The organism is Comamonas sp. GB3 AK4-5 (genome assembly GCF_041320665.1).
Classification (GTDB): domain Bacteria; phylum Pseudomonadota; class Gammaproteobacteria; order Burkholderiales; family Burkholderiaceae_C; genus Comamonas.
Genome location: NZ_CP166730.1, coordinates 4526073 through 4541427, shown reverse-complemented (window position 1 = coordinate 4541427; position 15355 = coordinate 4526073). Strand labels below are relative to the sequence as shown.

The window sequence follows — 15355 nt, the reverse complement described above, 5'->3', positions numbered from 1 at the left end:
GCACAGCGGGTTTTTGCATTCAATCAGCCTGTAACGATTTCTACAAGCGCACAGGCAGCTATCAATGGGAGAGCGTCAATACAGCGTTCCGACCAGGTAGTGGTCGATCAGCAGGGCGGCAAAAACGCCGCTGAGGTGGATCAGCGAAAAGCGGAAGGTCTTGCGTGCCAGGGCGTCGGAATAGTTCATCCACAGGCGCAGCGCATACCAGCTGAAACCCAGGCATAGCACGCTGGCGACGGCCAGGTAGAGCCAGCCGCTCATGCCAAAGATCACGGGCAGCAGGCAGCCTGCAAACAGCACCAGGGTGTAGAGCAGGATTTGCAGCTGGGTGTAGCGTGGGCCGTGGGTCACGGGCAGCATGGGCAGACCGGACTTTTTATAGTCTTCGACGCGGTACAGGGCCAGGGCCCAGAAATGGGGTGGCGTCCACAAAAAGATGATGAGGAACAGCACCAGGGCCTCGGGGCCCACATCGCCCGTCATGGCGGCCCAGCCCAGCACCGGGGGCATGGCGCCGGAGGCACCGCCGATGACGATGTTCTGCGGCGTGGCCGGCTTGAGCACCACGGTGTAGATCACGGCGTAGCCGATGAAAGTGGCCAGCGTCAGCCACATGGTCAGCGCATTGGTGAAGCTCACCAAAATGGCCGCACCGGCCATGCACAAGATGGCCGAGAAGGCCAGTGCCTGCTGGGGCGAGAGTTCGCCCTTGGCCGTGGGGCGCCAGCTGGTGCGCTTCATGCGCGCATCGATATGGCGTTCCACCAGGCAGTTGAAGGCCGCTGCCGCACCGGCCACTAGCCAGATGCCGATACAGGCCACGGCCATATGCACCCACTGCGCTGCCGTGGGCAGACCGGGCACGGCCAGCACCATGCCGATAAAGGCACAAAACACAATCAGCTGGACCACGCGGGGCTTGGTCAGTGCGTAGAACTGGGTCCAACGCGACGGGGAGGTAAGGGCTTCGGCATTCATGCGCGAACTCTCCGGGCGCCTTCGGGCGCATGCAAAACAGAAACAAGGGGAACCGTGCGTGTGGCCACCAGCGACCAGGTCAACACCAGCACCAGGGCGGCAGCGCCACCGGTGTGCAGCACGGCGGCCACCAGCGGCCAGTCCAGCACCACATTCGACAGGCCGGTGGCCACTTGCAAGGCCAGCAGGCCCAGCAACCATTGGCGTTGCACTTTGAGCGCGGCCTGGCCGCGCAGCTTCCAGGCCAGGGCCAGCAAGGCCGCCACCACGGCATAGGCCATCAGGCGGTGGGCGTAGTGGATGGCGGTGAGCGCCTCGAAATGAATCGCTGCGCCATTGCCCTGCAGACCCAGCGGGCGCCACAGCTCAAAGCCCTGGGCAAAGTCCATGGCCGGCCACCAGCTGTCCTGGCATTGGGGGAAGCTGGAGCAGGCCAGCACGGCGTAATTGGTACTCACCCAGCCACCCAGCGCGGCCTGCAGCAGCACCAGGCCCAGGCAGGCGGCCAGCGCCAGGCGCAGCGGTGCGGCCAGGCCTGCAGCGGGCTGCTGGTTGCTGAACTGCTGGTGGGCCACGGCCTGCACGCACAGCAGCATCAGCAAAATAGTGCCCCCCAGCAGGTGCAGGGTGACGATGGCGGGGAACAGCTTCATGGTCACCGTCAGCGCGCCAAAAGCGCCCTGCAGACAGACCCAGAACAGAGTGAACGTGGCCCAGGCCGGGTGCATGGCGCCACGCAGGCGCTGGCCATGGGGTTGGCGCAGGTGCTGGCGCCAGGCCAGCACGGTGAGGGCAATGATGAGCACGCCCACGCTGGTGGCCAGATAGCGGTGCACCATCTCCACCCAGGCCTTGCCATGGGTGACGGGGCCGGTGGGCATGGCGGTCTGGGCGGCAGTGATTTCGGCATGGGCGCCCAGGGGGCTGGCATTGCCGTAGCAGCCCGGCCAGTCGGGGCAGCCCAGGCCGGAATCGGTCAGCCGCGTGAAGGCGCCGAACAGCACCAGGTCAAAGGTGAGAAACAGCGTCAGCACGGCCAAGGCCTGCCAGCGGCGCTGGGGCCCGGCATGGCGGTTGCGCCGCCACACCCACAGCAGCGGCACCAGGGCGATGAGGGCGCCCAGCAGCATCAACTCCAGCACGGGGGCCAGGTCGTACAGCGACTGCTCGGTCATCAATGCTCCTTGCCCTGTGGCACAAACCGCAGGCCTGGCCTACGGCGTTCAAATCTTTCTACCGGCTCCAAGACCGCAAGGTCTGTCAGGGCCGCTTCGTGGGGTGGTGAGGTGTGTCGGCGACAAAGCGGGCATAGACCCATCATGGCGTGGGCTTGCGCCACGGTGTGTTGGGGGCAACCCCGTCACGGCCGGTCTTCGCGAGGAAGACGCTGTGCCCCGGACACGGCATCAAGTGCACCGCAGGCGGTACGGCGCAGCGGATGAAACTGCATATTGTTTGATGTGTCGCAATTTTACCGGGCTGCTTTGGTGCTGGTGTGTGCGTGGACAATCTGTCCAGGGGGTGATGGGTAAAAACAGGAGCGTGAAAAGCCCATGCTGTCTGTGTGAGCAGGGGAATTTCTGGATGTAGCCTGGCCCGTACATAGCTTTAGAGCGTGTGCCACAATCGCCGGCATCTCTCCCCCCGCAGGCAGTCGGCACCGGTTTTTCGTGCCCGGCACCTGCTCTTGCCGCTCCTACTTCCATGATTCGACGCACCTTGCTTGCGGCTGCCGCAGGCGCAGCCATTGCCGCAGCCGGCCTGCCGCTGGCGCATGCCGCCAACGCCTGGCCTGCCGCCAAACCCATCACCTTGATCGTGCCCTTTAGCGCCGGCGGCAATGTGGATTTCCAGGCCCGGCTGATCGGCCAGAAGCTGGGCGAGCGCCTGGGCCAGTCGGTGATTGTGGACAACATGCCCGGCGCCGGTGGTGTGCTGGGCGTGGCCAAGGCCATCAACGCCAAGGCCGACGGCTACACCATTGTCATGGGCTTTGACGGCCCTGTCAGCGTGGCCCAGCTGGTGAACAAGGCGGTGAAATACGACGCCGAGCGTGATCTGACACCGATTGGCCAGGTCAGCGTGGCGCCCGTGGTGCTGATGGCCCGCCCCGGCCTGCCAGCCAAGAACATGGCCGAGCTGATTGCCCTGGCCAAGGCCCAGCCCGGCAAGATCACCTATGCCACCTCGGGCGTGGGCACGGTGCTGCACCTGGCCATGGAAATGGTGCAGGAGCGCGCGGGCGTGCAGATGGTGCATGTGCCCTACCGGGGCGGCGCCCAGATCACCAATGACGTCATGGGCGGCCAGGTGGATACCGGCTACCTGGTCACCACCAGCGCCACGCCCCTGGTGCAGCAGGGCAAGCTGCAGGCCCTGGGCGTGACCTCGGCCAAGCGCATCGACGCTATTCCCAATGTGCCGGCCTTTGCCGAAACCCCGGCCCTCAAGGGCCTGGAGATCAACACCTGGACCGGCCTGTTTGCGCCCAAGAACACGCCGGCCCCCATCGTCGCGCGACTGGCCACCGAGCTGGCCGCAGTGCTGCAGCAGCCCGAGGTGCGCCAGCGCCTGAAAGATGGAGGCGCCACGCCCGGCCAGGGCACGCCGGCCCAGTTCGCCGCCTTTCTGAAAAAGGAAAAAGCGGCCTACGCGGCCATCGTCACGTCCGCCAAGATCGAGCAGGAATAAGCCATGGCCGCGCCGCTGAATCCCGTCCACGCCGAAATCCACCCGCCGGTGCTGCCCGAGGTGGCGGCCATCGCCCAGGACATGCTGGCCCTGCGCCATGACCTGCATGCCCACCCCGAACTGGCTTATGAGGAACACCGCACCGGCGACATCGTGGCCGCCAAGCTGGCCGAGTGGGGTTATGAAGTCCACCGCGGTCTGGGCGACACCGGCGTGGTGGGCCAGCTGCGCTGCGGTGACCACGCAAGCGGCAAGCGCCTGGGCCTGCGCGCCGACATGGATGCGCTGCCGATCCGTGAAACCACCGGCCTGCCCTATGCCAGCCGGCACGAGGGCAAGATGCACGCCTGCGGCCATGACGGCCACACGGCCACGCTGCTGGCGGCCGCCCAGGTGCTGGCCCGGCACAAGCACCAACTGAATGGCACGCTGAACCTGATTTTCCAGCCGGCCGAAGAAGGCCATGGCGGTGCGCAAAAAATGGTCGACCAGGGCCTGTTTGAACAGTTTCCCTGCGACGCCCTCTACGCCTTCCACAACGAGCCTGGCTACCCCGCGGGCCACTTCGGCTTTCGCGCCGGCGTGATGTATTCCAGCTCGGACACGGCCATCATCACCATACGCGGCAAGGGCGGCCATGGCGCCATGCCCCATGTGGCGGTGGACCCCATCGTGGTTGCTTCCCACCTGGTGCTGGCGCTGCAGACCATTCGCTCGCGCGAGATCGACCCCAACGACATGGCCGTGGTCACCATCGGCGCCATCCACGCCGGCGACGCGCCGAATGTGATTCCCGAAACCTGCGAGCTGCGCGTGACCATCCGCGCGCGTTGCCCCGAGGTGCGCCAGCAACTGCGCGAGCGCATTACCGCCATGGCCCATGCCCAGGCCGCTGTGCACCGCGCCACGGCCGAGGTGGACTACAAATGGCGCTATCCCCCGGTCATGAATGATGCGGCCGCCACCGATTTCGCCGTGGACGTGGCGCGAGACTTTCTGGGCAAAGACTGGTTGATTCCCGACCTGCAGCCGCTGCAGGCCAGCGATGACTTCGCCATCATGCTCAACGCCGTGCCCGGCAACTACTTCATCGTCGGCAACGGCATGGGGGAGGGCGGTTGCATGGTGCACAACGCCGGCTATGACTTCAACGACAACCTGCTGCCGGTGACGGCCAGCTATTGGGTGAAGCTGGCCCAGGTCTATTTGCGTGAAGGTGGAGCCAGGCAATGAGCGCGATCGATCTTTCCGGCCAGAACCTGCCCGGCTTTGATGCCACCACCGACTACTGGCAGCGCACCGTCAGCGAGGCCGAGCTGGACCAGTCGCCGCTGCCGCCCTATGCAACAAGCTACCCGGCGCGCCTGCCCGATGGCCGCTATCTGCTGCTGCCGCTGCGCGGCATGCCTTCCAGCCCAGACCGCTGCGTGGCCTCGCTGATTGCCAACCAGGCCTCGATGGAGGTGGTGGAACAGCTGGCGCTGCACATGGCCGAGGCCGCCCGCGCACATGCGTTTGATGTAGTCGTGGGCCTGCCCACGCTGGGCCTGGCCTTTGCCCCGCTGGTGGCCAAGCATCTGGGCCACCGCCGCTATGTGCCCCTGGGCTACTCGCGCAAATATTGGTATCGCGAGGCGCTCTCCGAACCCGTCAGCTCCATCACCACGCCGGGCAAGGGCAAGCTGCTCTATATCGACCCGAACCAGCTCAGCCTGATCGCGGGCAAGCGCGTGCTGGTGGTGGACGATGCCGTGAGCTCGGGCACCACCATGGTCTCCGGCCTGAACCTGCTGGCGCGCTGCGGCGCCGATGTGGTGGCGATTGCCGTGGCCATGCGCCAGGGCCGGCAATGGCAGCAAAAGCTGCGCCAAGCCGATGGCAGCCCCATTCCCGTGGTGGGCGCCTATGACTGCCCGCGCATGGAAAAGCGGGCCGATGGTTGGTGGCCGGAGGGTTGAAGCTCCCCCTGAGCCGCTGCGCGGCTTCCCCCTCTCTGGCGCTACGCGCCGGAGGGGGACGGCACCAGCGCTGCGGGGCGGCCCTTGCGCGGTGCCCTGGCGTAGTGCGTGCCTGTTTGAGGGGTAGCGCCCATAAAGGGGTATGAATTACGGCAGGGTCTTGAAAAGATTCTTTCAACCCATGCACACATCGAGAGGTGCATGGGGTGTGCGAGGACGCTTGCCGCAGCTGCGATGAAAAAATCTTTGCAGCTGGCTCAGCGTTTGCCCAATGCTTCCTTGATTTTTTGATCGGTCTTGTACTGGCTCAGGGCATACACGGCCCAGATGGCGGCAGGAATCCAGCCAATCAGCGTGATCTGCAGGATCAGGCACAGCAACCCGACAAACGGGCGGCCGATGGTGAAGAACACGGAAAAAGGCAGCAGCAGGGCCAGAAGCAGTCGCATGGCGGGTTCAGTCAGTGAAGGGATGCACAAAGGCTGCCGTGCAGCAGCCACCTGGGCGCATTATCGGTGCTTGCCTATGTTGGTCGCGTTGGCCGCTTATGCCGCCAAACCCACCTGCGCCGCCTGCATGCAGGCATAGAGCTGGGTGCCGCCATGGTTGGCACTGGGCCAGACCTGGTAGCTGCAGCGCAGTCCGGCCACGGCGGCCAGCACGGCCGGCAGGTCGGCCGTGTTGCCAAAGCCTTGGGCACGGGCCGCCTGGGCGGCAGCCTCGCGCTCGGGGTTGGGTGGGCGGCTGGCGCTGCTGCGGCTGGCCAGCTCTTCGCTGCCCTGGCTCAGATACAGGCTCAAAGCGCTGGGCAGGCCGCTGGCGCGGTAGCGGTCCATAAAGGCCTGGCATTCGCGCAGCACCGCGCCGCCGCCCCACCACAAGGACGGGCTGGCCGCCACATGGCGCTGGAACATGCCGGGCCGGGTGAACAGCGCATGCAGCGTGCACAAGCCGCCGTAGGAATGGCCCACCAGGGTTTGCTGCTGCAGATGCATGGGCAGGGCGGCCTGCAGCCTGGGCTGCAGCTGCTGGGCGATAAAGTCCAGAAACCGGTCGGCACCACCCTGGGCGCGGCCCTGGCCATCCGGGCCCACGCCGTTATAGGGCAGGGTGTAGTCATAGGTGCGGGCGGCGCGGTCATGCACCTCGGTGCTGCCTTCGGGCAGCACATGGCCCAGGCCCACGACGATGGCGCTGCCGCCGCGCAAATCACCACCGCGTGCGCCGCGGTTGTGCACCAACTGGGCCACCATGGTGAACATCAGATTGCCATCCAACACATAGATCACCGGCCAGCCCGCAGCCGGTGCAGGCCCTTGCGGCACATACACCATCACCCGGTGCTGGCGCGGTGCGCCGCTGCCGGGCAGCGGGCTGGCGGGGAGGTCGAAGCTGCGCACGCCCGGCATGGGCCAGGCCTGCCAGTTCGCCGCCGTGGCAGCCAGCGTCGACGGGCCTGCCGCTGTGGCACAGCCCGCCAGCGACAGGGCCGGCGTGGCCAGGGCGGCTGCCAGCCAGTGGCGGCGCGAGGTGCAATCGGGCGAAGAAGCAGGAGGTACGGACATGGGGAGTGCAAAAGCAGTAGCAGACATGGGGGCCAGAGCCGGGGCGCTGGCGGAGAATTTGCAGATGATATTCATTCTCAATAAATATCGCTGCGCCAGGGGCGTCCACCAGGCGATAGGGGCATGGCGTGGGGGCGGGCATACTGAAAGGCTTGTGACCAGGAGACCCAAGCCATGACCACTTTCACCCTGAGCAGCCCCGACATTCCCGCAGGCGGCAGCGTGCCCGCGCATTTCGAGGCCGATGTTTTTGGCTGTGGCGGCCGCAACGAATCGCCCGTGCTGCAGTGGAGCGGCGCCCCCGCCGATGCCAAGAGCTTTGCCGTGACCGTGTACGACCCCGATGCGCCGACCGGCAGCGGCTGGTGGCACTGGATCGTGGTGGACCTGCCGGCCACCACCACCCAACTGGCCGCGAATGCCGGCGTCAAGGGCAGCCAGACCTTGCCCGCAGGCGCACGCCAGATGCGCAATGACTACGGCGCTTTCGCCTGGGGTGGCATGTGCCCGCCGCCGGGTGACAAGCCCCACCGCTACATCTTCACCGTGCATGCGCTGTCGCTGCCGCGCCTGGACATTCCCGATGACGCCACGGCGGCCATCTGCGGCTTCATGATCAATGCCAACACCATTGCCAAGGCCACATTCACCGCGACCTACGGCCGCCCGGCGTAAAAGCCATTGATTGAAATTTGAGGCGCTGTCTGGGCGTTGTGGGGGATCACCCAGGCCCGCTGTTTTGTGCAGGCCCGCTCCAGCTGCATGCTTGCTTATGCCGTTGTTCGCTGAATAAAAGAAGAGCAGTTACTGCTTGTACATGCTGGGTTTCAATGCCTTTAATGGTTGAAATCTATGCAGTACATGCGATAGATGCTCTGTTTTTTATGCCTGCCAAAGCGGGCCTGTGCAGCGCAACGGGCGCCCAAACACAAGCCCAACGGCCAGACAGCGCAGCAGGCGCGGCGCGTGCCCGCAGACAGTATCGGGATACGGCCAGGGCGCGCAACAAAGCATGAAGCGCTGTATGGCCGCCTCCACACGAGGCGACTACAAAGCCGTAAGGCTTTGAAAATTTGAGACGAATCCTTAGCTAAAGATCTCGTCGCGGGCGGCGCCTTCGAGGTGCTGGGCATCACCCCAGCCGACCAGGCTGAGCCCCTCGGGCGTCCACAGCAGGCGGTTGATGGCCGCATTGCCCAGCTCCCAGGTGCGTGGGGCCTGCAAGTCCTGGTGCGTGGCCAGGCGGTACAGCACATCCATCACGCCGCCATGGGCGACCAGGGCGATTTGCTGGCCCATGTGGGGGGCTGCCAGCCGGTCCAGCGTGTGCTGGATACGGCTTTTGAGCATGGCCAGCGATTCACCGCCGCCATCGGGCACAAAGTCGGGGTCGCGCTTGCGCCAGCGCAGCGCTTGTTCGGGCAGCTCCTGCTCGATTTCCTTGAAGGTGCGGCCCTCGAAGTTGCCAAAGCAGCGTTCGCGCAGGCCGCTGTCCAGTACCAGGGACGCGCCCGTGGTGTCGGCCACCGCCTGGGCCGTGGCCTGGGCGCGGGCCAGGTCGCTGCTGTAGATGGTGGCCAGGGGCTCGTTGGCCAGCGCGGCGCCGGCGCGCCCCGCCTGCCACAGGCCGATGTCATTGAGCGGAATATCCAGATGGCCCTGGATGCGGGCATCCACGTTCCAGGCAGTTTCGCCGTGGCGAATGGCAATGATGCGGGTGGCTTGCATGCAATGTGAGCCCGGTGTGCGCAGCAGGCCGCATCCGGGGCAGGAAAACCAAAAGACGGTGCGCACCCGCAAGGGTGGCCCAGCGTGCGGCCTTGAGGCCTGTCAAACCATTGTCATGCAAAAGCGCCGCTGCCGTGGTTGCGCGGTTTTGCTGCACTGCACGATCTGGTGATGCGTCGTAGGTGCATACCCTGGGTTCAAGGCTTTTGGCGGGTCTGCCAGCCATCTGCAGTCACGCAATAGGGCTTCGCGGCCGACGATGCAAGCTCTCTGTCAGCGGCGGCCCGCGCAGTCGCGCTACAAAGCGGAAAGCGCGCGGCCTCTAGGGAAAGTCCTAGATGCTAACTACCAGATTGAATAACGAACAAGATATAACATCGTTCTGGTTATATGTTGCGCATGCCGGGCATGTCTTTTGCTTCGGCGGTATTCCCCTTTGACTGCCCATACCGGGCGCCACCACTTGCGGAGACTTTCATGACTTTGAAGACCCTGGGCACTGCCCTGCTGGCCGCTGGCCTGTTGACCTCGGTGGGCCTGGCCCAAGCGGAAACCGTGCGCTGGGCGCGCTCCGCCGACGTGACCACATTGGACCCCCATGTGTTCAACACCGGCACCAACTTTGTCTTGATGCACCAGATGTACGAGACCCTGGTCAACCGCAGCGCCGACGGCAAGCTGGTGCCCACGCTGGCCCTGTCGTGGAAGATGACCAGCGACCCCACGGTGTGGGAGTTCAAGCTGCGTCCGAACGTGAAGTTCCACGACGGCACGCCCTTTACTGCCAAGGACGTGGTGTTCTCGCTGAACCGTGCCAAGGGCCCGAACGCCCAGGTGAAGTCGCTGCTGGCGTCGATGGAAGAGGTCAAGGCCTTGGATGATCTGACGGTGCAGGTCAAGACCAAGGGCCCGAACCTGATCTTCCCGGACAACCTGACCAATCTCTTCATCATGAGCGAGAAATGGTCCAAGGCCAATGGTGCGGCGGACACCCAGGACGCCGCCAGCAAGACCGAAAACGGCGCCACCCGCGCCGAAAACGGCACCGGCCCCTATGTGCTGGCCAGTCGCGAGGTGGACTCCAAGACGGTGATGAAGCTCAACCCCAATTACTGGGGCAAGGGCCAGGCCCCGCTGCAGGTGACGGAGCTGGTGTTCCTGCCCATCAAGTCGCCCGCTACCCGCGTGGCCGCACTGCTGTCGGGCGAGGTGGACTTTGCCCAGGACATTCCCGCCCAGGACGTGGCCCGCCTCAAGCAAGACAGCAAGCTGCGCATCAACGAAGGGCCGGAAAACCGCTCCATCTTCCTGGCCATGAATGTGAGCGTGCCCGAGCTGAAAAGCAGCAACGTCAAGGGCAAGAACCCCTTTGCCGATCTGAAGGTGCGCCAGGCCGTGGAGCTGGCCATTGACCGTGACGCCATCAAGCGCTCGGTGATGCGTGGCCTGTCCATTCCCACCGGCATGATGGCGCCGTCGTTCGTCAACGGCTACGACAAGGCCATGGCGGCCTACCCCAAGGCCGATGTGGCCAAATCCAAGGCCTTGCTGGCCGAGGCCGGCTACCCCAATGGCTTTACCGTCACCCTGCATTCGCCCAATGACCGCTATGTGAACGACGAGGCCATCAGCACCGCCGTCGCAGGCTTTCTGGGCCGTGTCGGCATCAAGACCGAAGTCTCCTCGCGCCCCATTGCCCAGCACAGCGTGGCGATTGTGAAGGCCGAGTCCGACTTCTACCTCTACGGCTGGGGCGTGCCCACCTATGACTCGGCCTATATCTTCGACTTCCTGGTCGCCAGCCGTGGCAAGGAAGGCCGTGGCGCGCAAAACGCCACCGGCTACAGCAATGCCGAGCTGGACAACAAGATCATTTCGCTCTCGTCCGAAAGCGACAAGGCCAAGCGCGACGCCACCATCAAGGACATCTGGCAGACCGTGAACAAAGAGCGTTTCTACATTCCGCTGCACGACCAGGTGATCCACTTTGCCTCGGTGAAGAAGATCAACGTGCCGGTGCACCCGGACAACGCCATCCATTTCAAAGACGTGAAGTTCGTGAAGTAATTGCCCATGCTGGTCCATCTGCTGCGCAGGTTGGGCCAGTCAGTCCTGGTACTGCTGGCCGTTTCCTTTATTTCCTTCATGGTGTTTCGCCATATCGGCGATCCCACCATCAGCCTGCTGGGAGAGGACGCAACGCTCGAAGAGCGCGAAGCGCTCACCGAAGAGCTGGGTTTCAACAAGTCTGTTCCCCTGCAATACCTGCACTATGTGGGCAAGGTGTTGCAGGGTGATCTGGGCATTTCCTACCGACTCAAGCGGCCGGTGGCCGACATCATCTTTGAGCGCCTGCCCGCCACGCTGGAGCTGGCGCTGACCGCCGCCTTTTTTGCGCTGGCCATAGGCATTGTGCTGGGCGTGTACACCGCGCTGCGCAAGGACGGGTTCTTGAGCCGCGCCATCATGACGGTGTCGCTGGTGGGCGTGTCCCTGCCCACATTTTTGATAGGCATAGGCCTGATTTATCTGTTTGCCGTGGAGCTGCGCTGGCTGCCCTCGTTCGGCCGGGGCGAGACGGTGAATATCGGCGGCTGGGAAACCGGTCTGCTGACCAGCTCGGGGCTGGCTGCACTCATCATGCCGGCCATCACGCTGGGCTTTTACAACATGACGCTGATCATGCGCCTGGTGCGGGCCGAGATGCTGGAGGTGCTGCGCTCCGACTACATCCGCTTTGGCCGCGCACGTGGGCTGAAAGAGCGCGATCTGTACTTTGGCCATGCGCTGCGCAATACCTTGATCCCGGTGATCACCATTGCCGGCCTGCAGATCGGCTCGCTGATTGCCTTTGCCATCGTCACCGAGACGGTGTTCCAGTGGCCGGGCGTGGGCCTGCTGTTTATCTCGTCCATCCAGGGCGTGGACGTGCCCTTGATTGCGGCCTACCTGATGTTCATCGCGCTCTTGTACGTGGTGATCAATCTGTTCGTGGACTTTTTGTACGTGCTGGTGGACCCGAGGTTGCGGCGAGCCACCCCCTGAGGCGCTGTGCGCCTTCCCCCTCTCTCGCGCAAGCGCGGGATGGGGACGGCACCAGCGCGGCGGGGCGGCCCTTGCGCGGTGCCCTCGCATGGGGTGCGCCAATTTTGTAGGTTGTGTATCTGGACTTTCTCCCTCGCCCCTTCGGGGAGAGGGTGGGGGTGAGGGGCTTGCTTGCCGCTTCCCAGGCTTGAAACCCTTTTGGGGCGTGCAGAGATTGAAGGAAATGAATTCGTGAAACAGGCAACTATTCCCACCGGCTGGAAGGCCAGCGACTCACCGGTCAAGCGGGCGTTTGCGCGCTCGCGTCTGGTGCAGCTGGCGGCGGCGGTGCTGGCCGCCATCGTGCTGGCTACGATTTTTGCGCCGCTGCTGGCCTGGCAAAACCCGTTCGATCCCGCCAATCTGGACCTGATGGACGCCTTCACCGCTCCCGGCGCGCAAGGCAGCAGCGGCGCGCTGTATGCACTGGGCTCGGATGACCAGGGCCGTGATGTGTGGAGCGCCATTTTGTATGGCCTGCGCATGTCGGTGTTTGTCGGCGTCTCGGCCGTGGCCCTGTCGCTGGCGATTGGTGTGCCCCTGGGCCTGCTGGCGGGCTATGTGGGTGGCTGGTTCGACACGCTGCTGATGCGCGTTGCCGATGTGCAGCTCACCTTCCCCGTGATCCTGGTGGCGCTGCTGGTCTTTGGCATTGCCCGCGGCCTGCTGCCCGAGGGCTACCGCGACGACATGGCGGTGTACGTCATCATCGTGGCCATTGGCCTGTCTGACTGGGTGCAGTACGCCCGCACCGTGCGCGGCGCGGTGATGGTGGAAAAGCAGAAAGACTATGTGCTGGCGGCCCAGCTGATTGGCCGCAGCAAGGCGGCCATTCTGGCCAAGCACATCCTGCCCAATCTGCTGGCCCCGATTCTGGTGATTGCCACCATCAGCTTTGCCCATGCCATCGTGGCCGAGTCCACGCTGTCCTATCTGGGCGTGGGCCTGCCACCCACCTCGCCCTCGCTGGGCACGTTGATTCGCATCGGCCAGAGCTTTTTGTTCTCGGGCGAATGGTGGATTTTGTTGTTCCCCTCGCTGGTGCTGTTGGCCCTGGCCCTGTCCGTGAATCTGGTCGGCGACTGGCTGCGCGACGCCCTGAACCCCAAGCTGCAATGACCATGCACACAGACACTCTTTCTCCCGTGGCTGCCAGTGATGTGCAGCCTGTGCTGAGCGTGCGCCATCTGAGCGTCACCTTCGACACCTACAAAGGCCCGGTGCAGGTGCTGCACGACGTGAGCTTTGACATTGCGCGCGGTGAAATTCTGGGCGTGGTGGGTGAGTCGGGCGCGGGCAAGTCCATGACCGGCTCGGCCGTCACCGGCCTGATCGAGGCGCCTGGCCGCATCTCCGGCGGCACGGTGGAGCTGTTCGGCGAGCGCATCGATACGCTCACCGGCGAAGACCTGCGCCGCATACGCGGCAAGCGCATAGGCACCATTTTTCAAGACCCGCTGACCAGCCTGAACCCGGTCTACACCGTGGGCCGGCATCTGGTGGAGACCATCCGCACCCATCTGGACCTGTCGGAAAAAGAGGCCGAGGCCCGCGCCCTGGCGCTGCTGGAAGAGGTGGAAATCCCCCACGCCAAGGCGCGCCTGGCCCAGTATCCGCACCAGTTTTCGGGCGGCATGCGCCAGCGGGTGGCGATTGCGCTGGCGCTGTGCGCCGAGCCCGAGCTGATCATTGCCGACGAGCCCACCACGGCGCTCGATGTATCGGTGCAGGCGCAAATCATTGCCCTGCTGCGCCGCGTCTGCAAGGAGCGCGGCGCGGCCGCCATGCTCATCACCCACGACATGGGCGTGATTGCCGAGACGGCCGACCGCGTCATGGTCATGTACCACGGCCGGGTGCTGGAAACCGGGCCGGTGCGCCAGGTGCTGGATGCCCCCCAGCAGGCCTACACCCAGGTGCTGATGGCCGCCATTCCCAGCGTGCACCAGCGCGTGCAACGCCTGCCCGTGCCGGAAGTGGGCGGCGGCCCTGCGCCCAAGGCCCAGCCGTGGACTCCCAAAGTAATAGCTGAATCTGCCGATGCAGCCAGCGTGAAACCGCTTTTGGAAGTCAAAGAGTTGTGCAAGGATTACGACCTCTCCAGCGGCTGGCTGGCCCGCATGCTGGCGCGCGAGGAAAAGAAAATCCTCAAGGCTGCCGACCATGTGAGCTTCTCCATCCGCAAGGGAGCTACCTTTGGCCTGGTGGGCGAGTCCGGCTCGGGCAAGTCCACCGTGGCGCGCATGGTGGCGGGGCTGACGCCGCCCACCAGTGGCAGCATCTTGTTTGATGGCGTGGACAAGTGGAGCCCCGAGGCCCAGACCGTGGCCATGCGCCGGCGCTTTCAGATGATTTTTCAAGACCCCTACGCCAGCCTGAACCCGCGCTGGACCGTGGAGGCCTTGATTGCTGAGCCGCTGCAGGTGCTGGGCATCACAAGCTCGAAAGAGGAGACGGCCGAGCGCGTGCAAGAGGCCCTGCGCCGCGTGCGCATGCAGCCCGACGACGCCAAGAAATACCCGCACCAATTCTCAGGCGGCCAACGCCAGCGCATCGCCGTGGCGCGGGCCCTGGCCAGCCAGCCCGAATTCATCATCTGCGACGAGCCAACATCGGCACTCGATGTGTCGGTCCAGGCCCAGGTGCTGAACCTGATGCGCGATCTGCAGGACGAATTCGGCCTGACCTATCTGCTCATCAGCCACAACCTGGCCGTGATCCGCCATATGTGCGACGACATCGGCGTGATGCAGCGCGGTCGTTTGGTGGAGGTGGGGGATGCGCAAGCCGTGCTGGATGCTCCGCAGCATGCGTATACGCGGGAGCTGATGGCGGCGATACCGGATATTGCGCATGTGCATGGGTGAGGGCTGGGGGGGGACAGAAGCGGCCAATGATGCATTAGCGTATCTGTGTACACAACAGAATAAACTTCAGCCCCTATCACTATTAAAAAAGCTTGTATGAAATCACCATCCAAGAATTTTTTTCTCATCTTTGGCTGCTGTATCTTGCTCTCGTTGGCAGTGGCATTCTTCAATGGTCGAACCCTCGCATCGCTTATAAACCTTGGCTCTTATGTTGGAGCAGGTGTCATGGTGTTTGGATGCTGGCGTGCTATGAACACGCCGACTGCCGTCATTGGGCATCTCCATATGCAGCAACGAGAGGAGAACTGCCGAGCAGAGATGGAGGGGCGCTCTGCACCACACAAAGACATGGTTCAGATGCATCTTTCGTCTGGTCCTTTTGTATTCTCCGGGCTCCTTTGGCTAGTGATACTTCAGACTATTCGTTACACCTTTGAAATCTCGCTTGCATAGTGTTTAATCACCTGGTAACGTAGTG

At 64.1% G+C, this 15355-nt stretch carries 13 protein-coding genes; 8 read left to right on the top strand and 5 right to left on the bottom strand.

Going from position 1 to position 15355, the window contains the following annotated elements:
• Positions 1 to 75: 75 nt before the first annotated feature.
• Complete coding sequence (cyoE, locus tag ACA027_RS20165; protein WP_370679968.1) at positions 76 to 981, bottom strand: heme o synthase; 906 nt, start codon at positions 979 to 981, stop codon at positions 76 to 78.
• On the bottom strand, positions 978 to 2156 hold the full coding sequence (locus tag ACA027_RS20160; RefSeq protein WP_370679967.1) for a heme A synthase: 1179 nt from the start codon (positions 2154 to 2156) through the stop codon (positions 978 to 980). The genes cyoE and ACA027_RS20160 overlap by 4 nt, the downstream gene beginning before the upstream one ends.
• Positions 2157 to 2685: 529 nt before the next feature.
• Between ACA027_RS20160 and ACA027_RS20155 the strand changes: the two genes are divergently transcribed.
• The 3 genes from ACA027_RS20155 to ACA027_RS20145 are packed head-to-tail and all read left to right on the top strand — an operon-like array spanning position 2686 to position 5630.
• Positions 2686 to 3672: a Bug family tripartite tricarboxylate transporter substrate binding protein gene (locus tag ACA027_RS20155; RefSeq protein WP_370679966.1), complete on the top strand. Its 987-nt coding sequence runs from the start codon at positions 2686 to 2688 to the stop codon at positions 3670 to 3672.
• 3 nt (positions 3673 to 3675) lie between these two features.
• Positions 3676 to 4905 (top strand): M20 aminoacylase family protein, encoded by a 1230-nt coding sequence (locus ACA027_RS20150; protein WP_370679965.1) that lies wholly within the window; start codon positions 3676 to 3678, stop codon positions 4903 to 4905.
• Positions 4902 to 5630 carry a phosphoribosyltransferase gene (locus ACA027_RS20145; RefSeq protein ID WP_370679964.1) on the top strand — a complete coding sequence of 243 codons (729 nt, stop codon included), beginning with the start codon at positions 4902 to 4904 and terminating at the stop codon, positions 5628 to 5630. The genes ACA027_RS20150 and ACA027_RS20145 overlap by 4 nt, the downstream gene beginning before the upstream one ends.
• A gap of 257 nt (positions 5631 to 5887) precedes the next feature.
• On the opposite strand, the gene ACA027_RS20140 is transcribed toward ACA027_RS20145, so the two are convergent.
• The gene (locus ACA027_RS20140) at positions 5888 to 6079 is read right to left on the bottom strand and encodes a YqaE/Pmp3 family membrane protein (RefSeq protein ID WP_370679963.1); all 192 of its coding nucleotides are present in this window, start codon (positions 6077 to 6079) and stop codon (positions 5888 to 5890) included.
• 96 nt (positions 6080 to 6175) lie between these two features.
• Positions 6176 to 7195, bottom strand: a complete 1020-nt coding sequence (locus ACA027_RS20135) for an alpha/beta hydrolase (protein ID WP_370679962.1) — start codon at positions 7193 to 7195, stop codon at positions 6176 to 6178.
• 174 nt (positions 7196 to 7369) lie between these two features.
• Between ACA027_RS20135 and ACA027_RS20130 the strand changes: the two genes are divergently transcribed.
• Entirely contained in the window at positions 7370 to 7870 is a 501-nt protein-coding gene (locus tag ACA027_RS20130) for a YbhB/YbcL family Raf kinase inhibitor-like protein (RefSeq protein ID WP_370679961.1), read from the top strand.
• A 411-nt stretch (positions 7871 to 8281) separates the two neighbouring features.
• On the opposite strand, the gene ACA027_RS20125 is transcribed toward ACA027_RS20130, so the two are convergent.
• Complete coding sequence (locus tag ACA027_RS20125) at positions 8282 to 8923, bottom strand: histidine phosphatase family protein (RefSeq protein WP_370679960.1); 642 nt, start codon at positions 8921 to 8923, stop codon at positions 8282 to 8284.
• Between the two features lie 477 nt (positions 8924 to 9400).
• Between ACA027_RS20125 and ACA027_RS20120 the strand changes: the two genes are divergently transcribed.
• The 4 genes from ACA027_RS20120 to ACA027_RS20105 all read left to right on the top strand — a co-directional run bounded on the left by ACA027_RS20120 (position 9401) and on the right by ACA027_RS20105 (position 14874).
• Positions 9401 to 10990, top strand: coding sequence for an ABC transporter substrate-binding protein (locus ACA027_RS20120; RefSeq protein ID WP_370679959.1), 1590 nt, complete (start codon positions 9401 to 9403; stop codon positions 10988 to 10990).
• Between the two features lie 6 nt (positions 10991 to 10996).
• Positions 10997 to 11968, top strand: a complete 972-nt coding sequence (locus tag ACA027_RS20115) for an ABC transporter permease (protein ID WP_370679958.1) — start codon at positions 10997 to 10999, stop codon at positions 11966 to 11968.
• Positions 11969 to 12199: 231 nt separating this feature from the next.
• On the top strand, positions 12200 to 13126 hold the full coding sequence (locus ACA027_RS20110; RefSeq protein ID WP_370679957.1) for an ABC transporter permease: 927 nt from the start codon (positions 12200 to 12202) through the stop codon (positions 13124 to 13126).
• 2 nt (positions 13127 to 13128) lie between these two features.
• On the top strand, positions 13129 to 14874 hold the full coding sequence (locus ACA027_RS20105) for an ABC transporter ATP-binding protein (RefSeq protein ID WP_370679956.1): 1746 nt from the start codon (positions 13129 to 13131) through the stop codon (positions 14872 to 14874).
• Positions 14875 to 15355 lie beyond the last annotated feature (481 nt).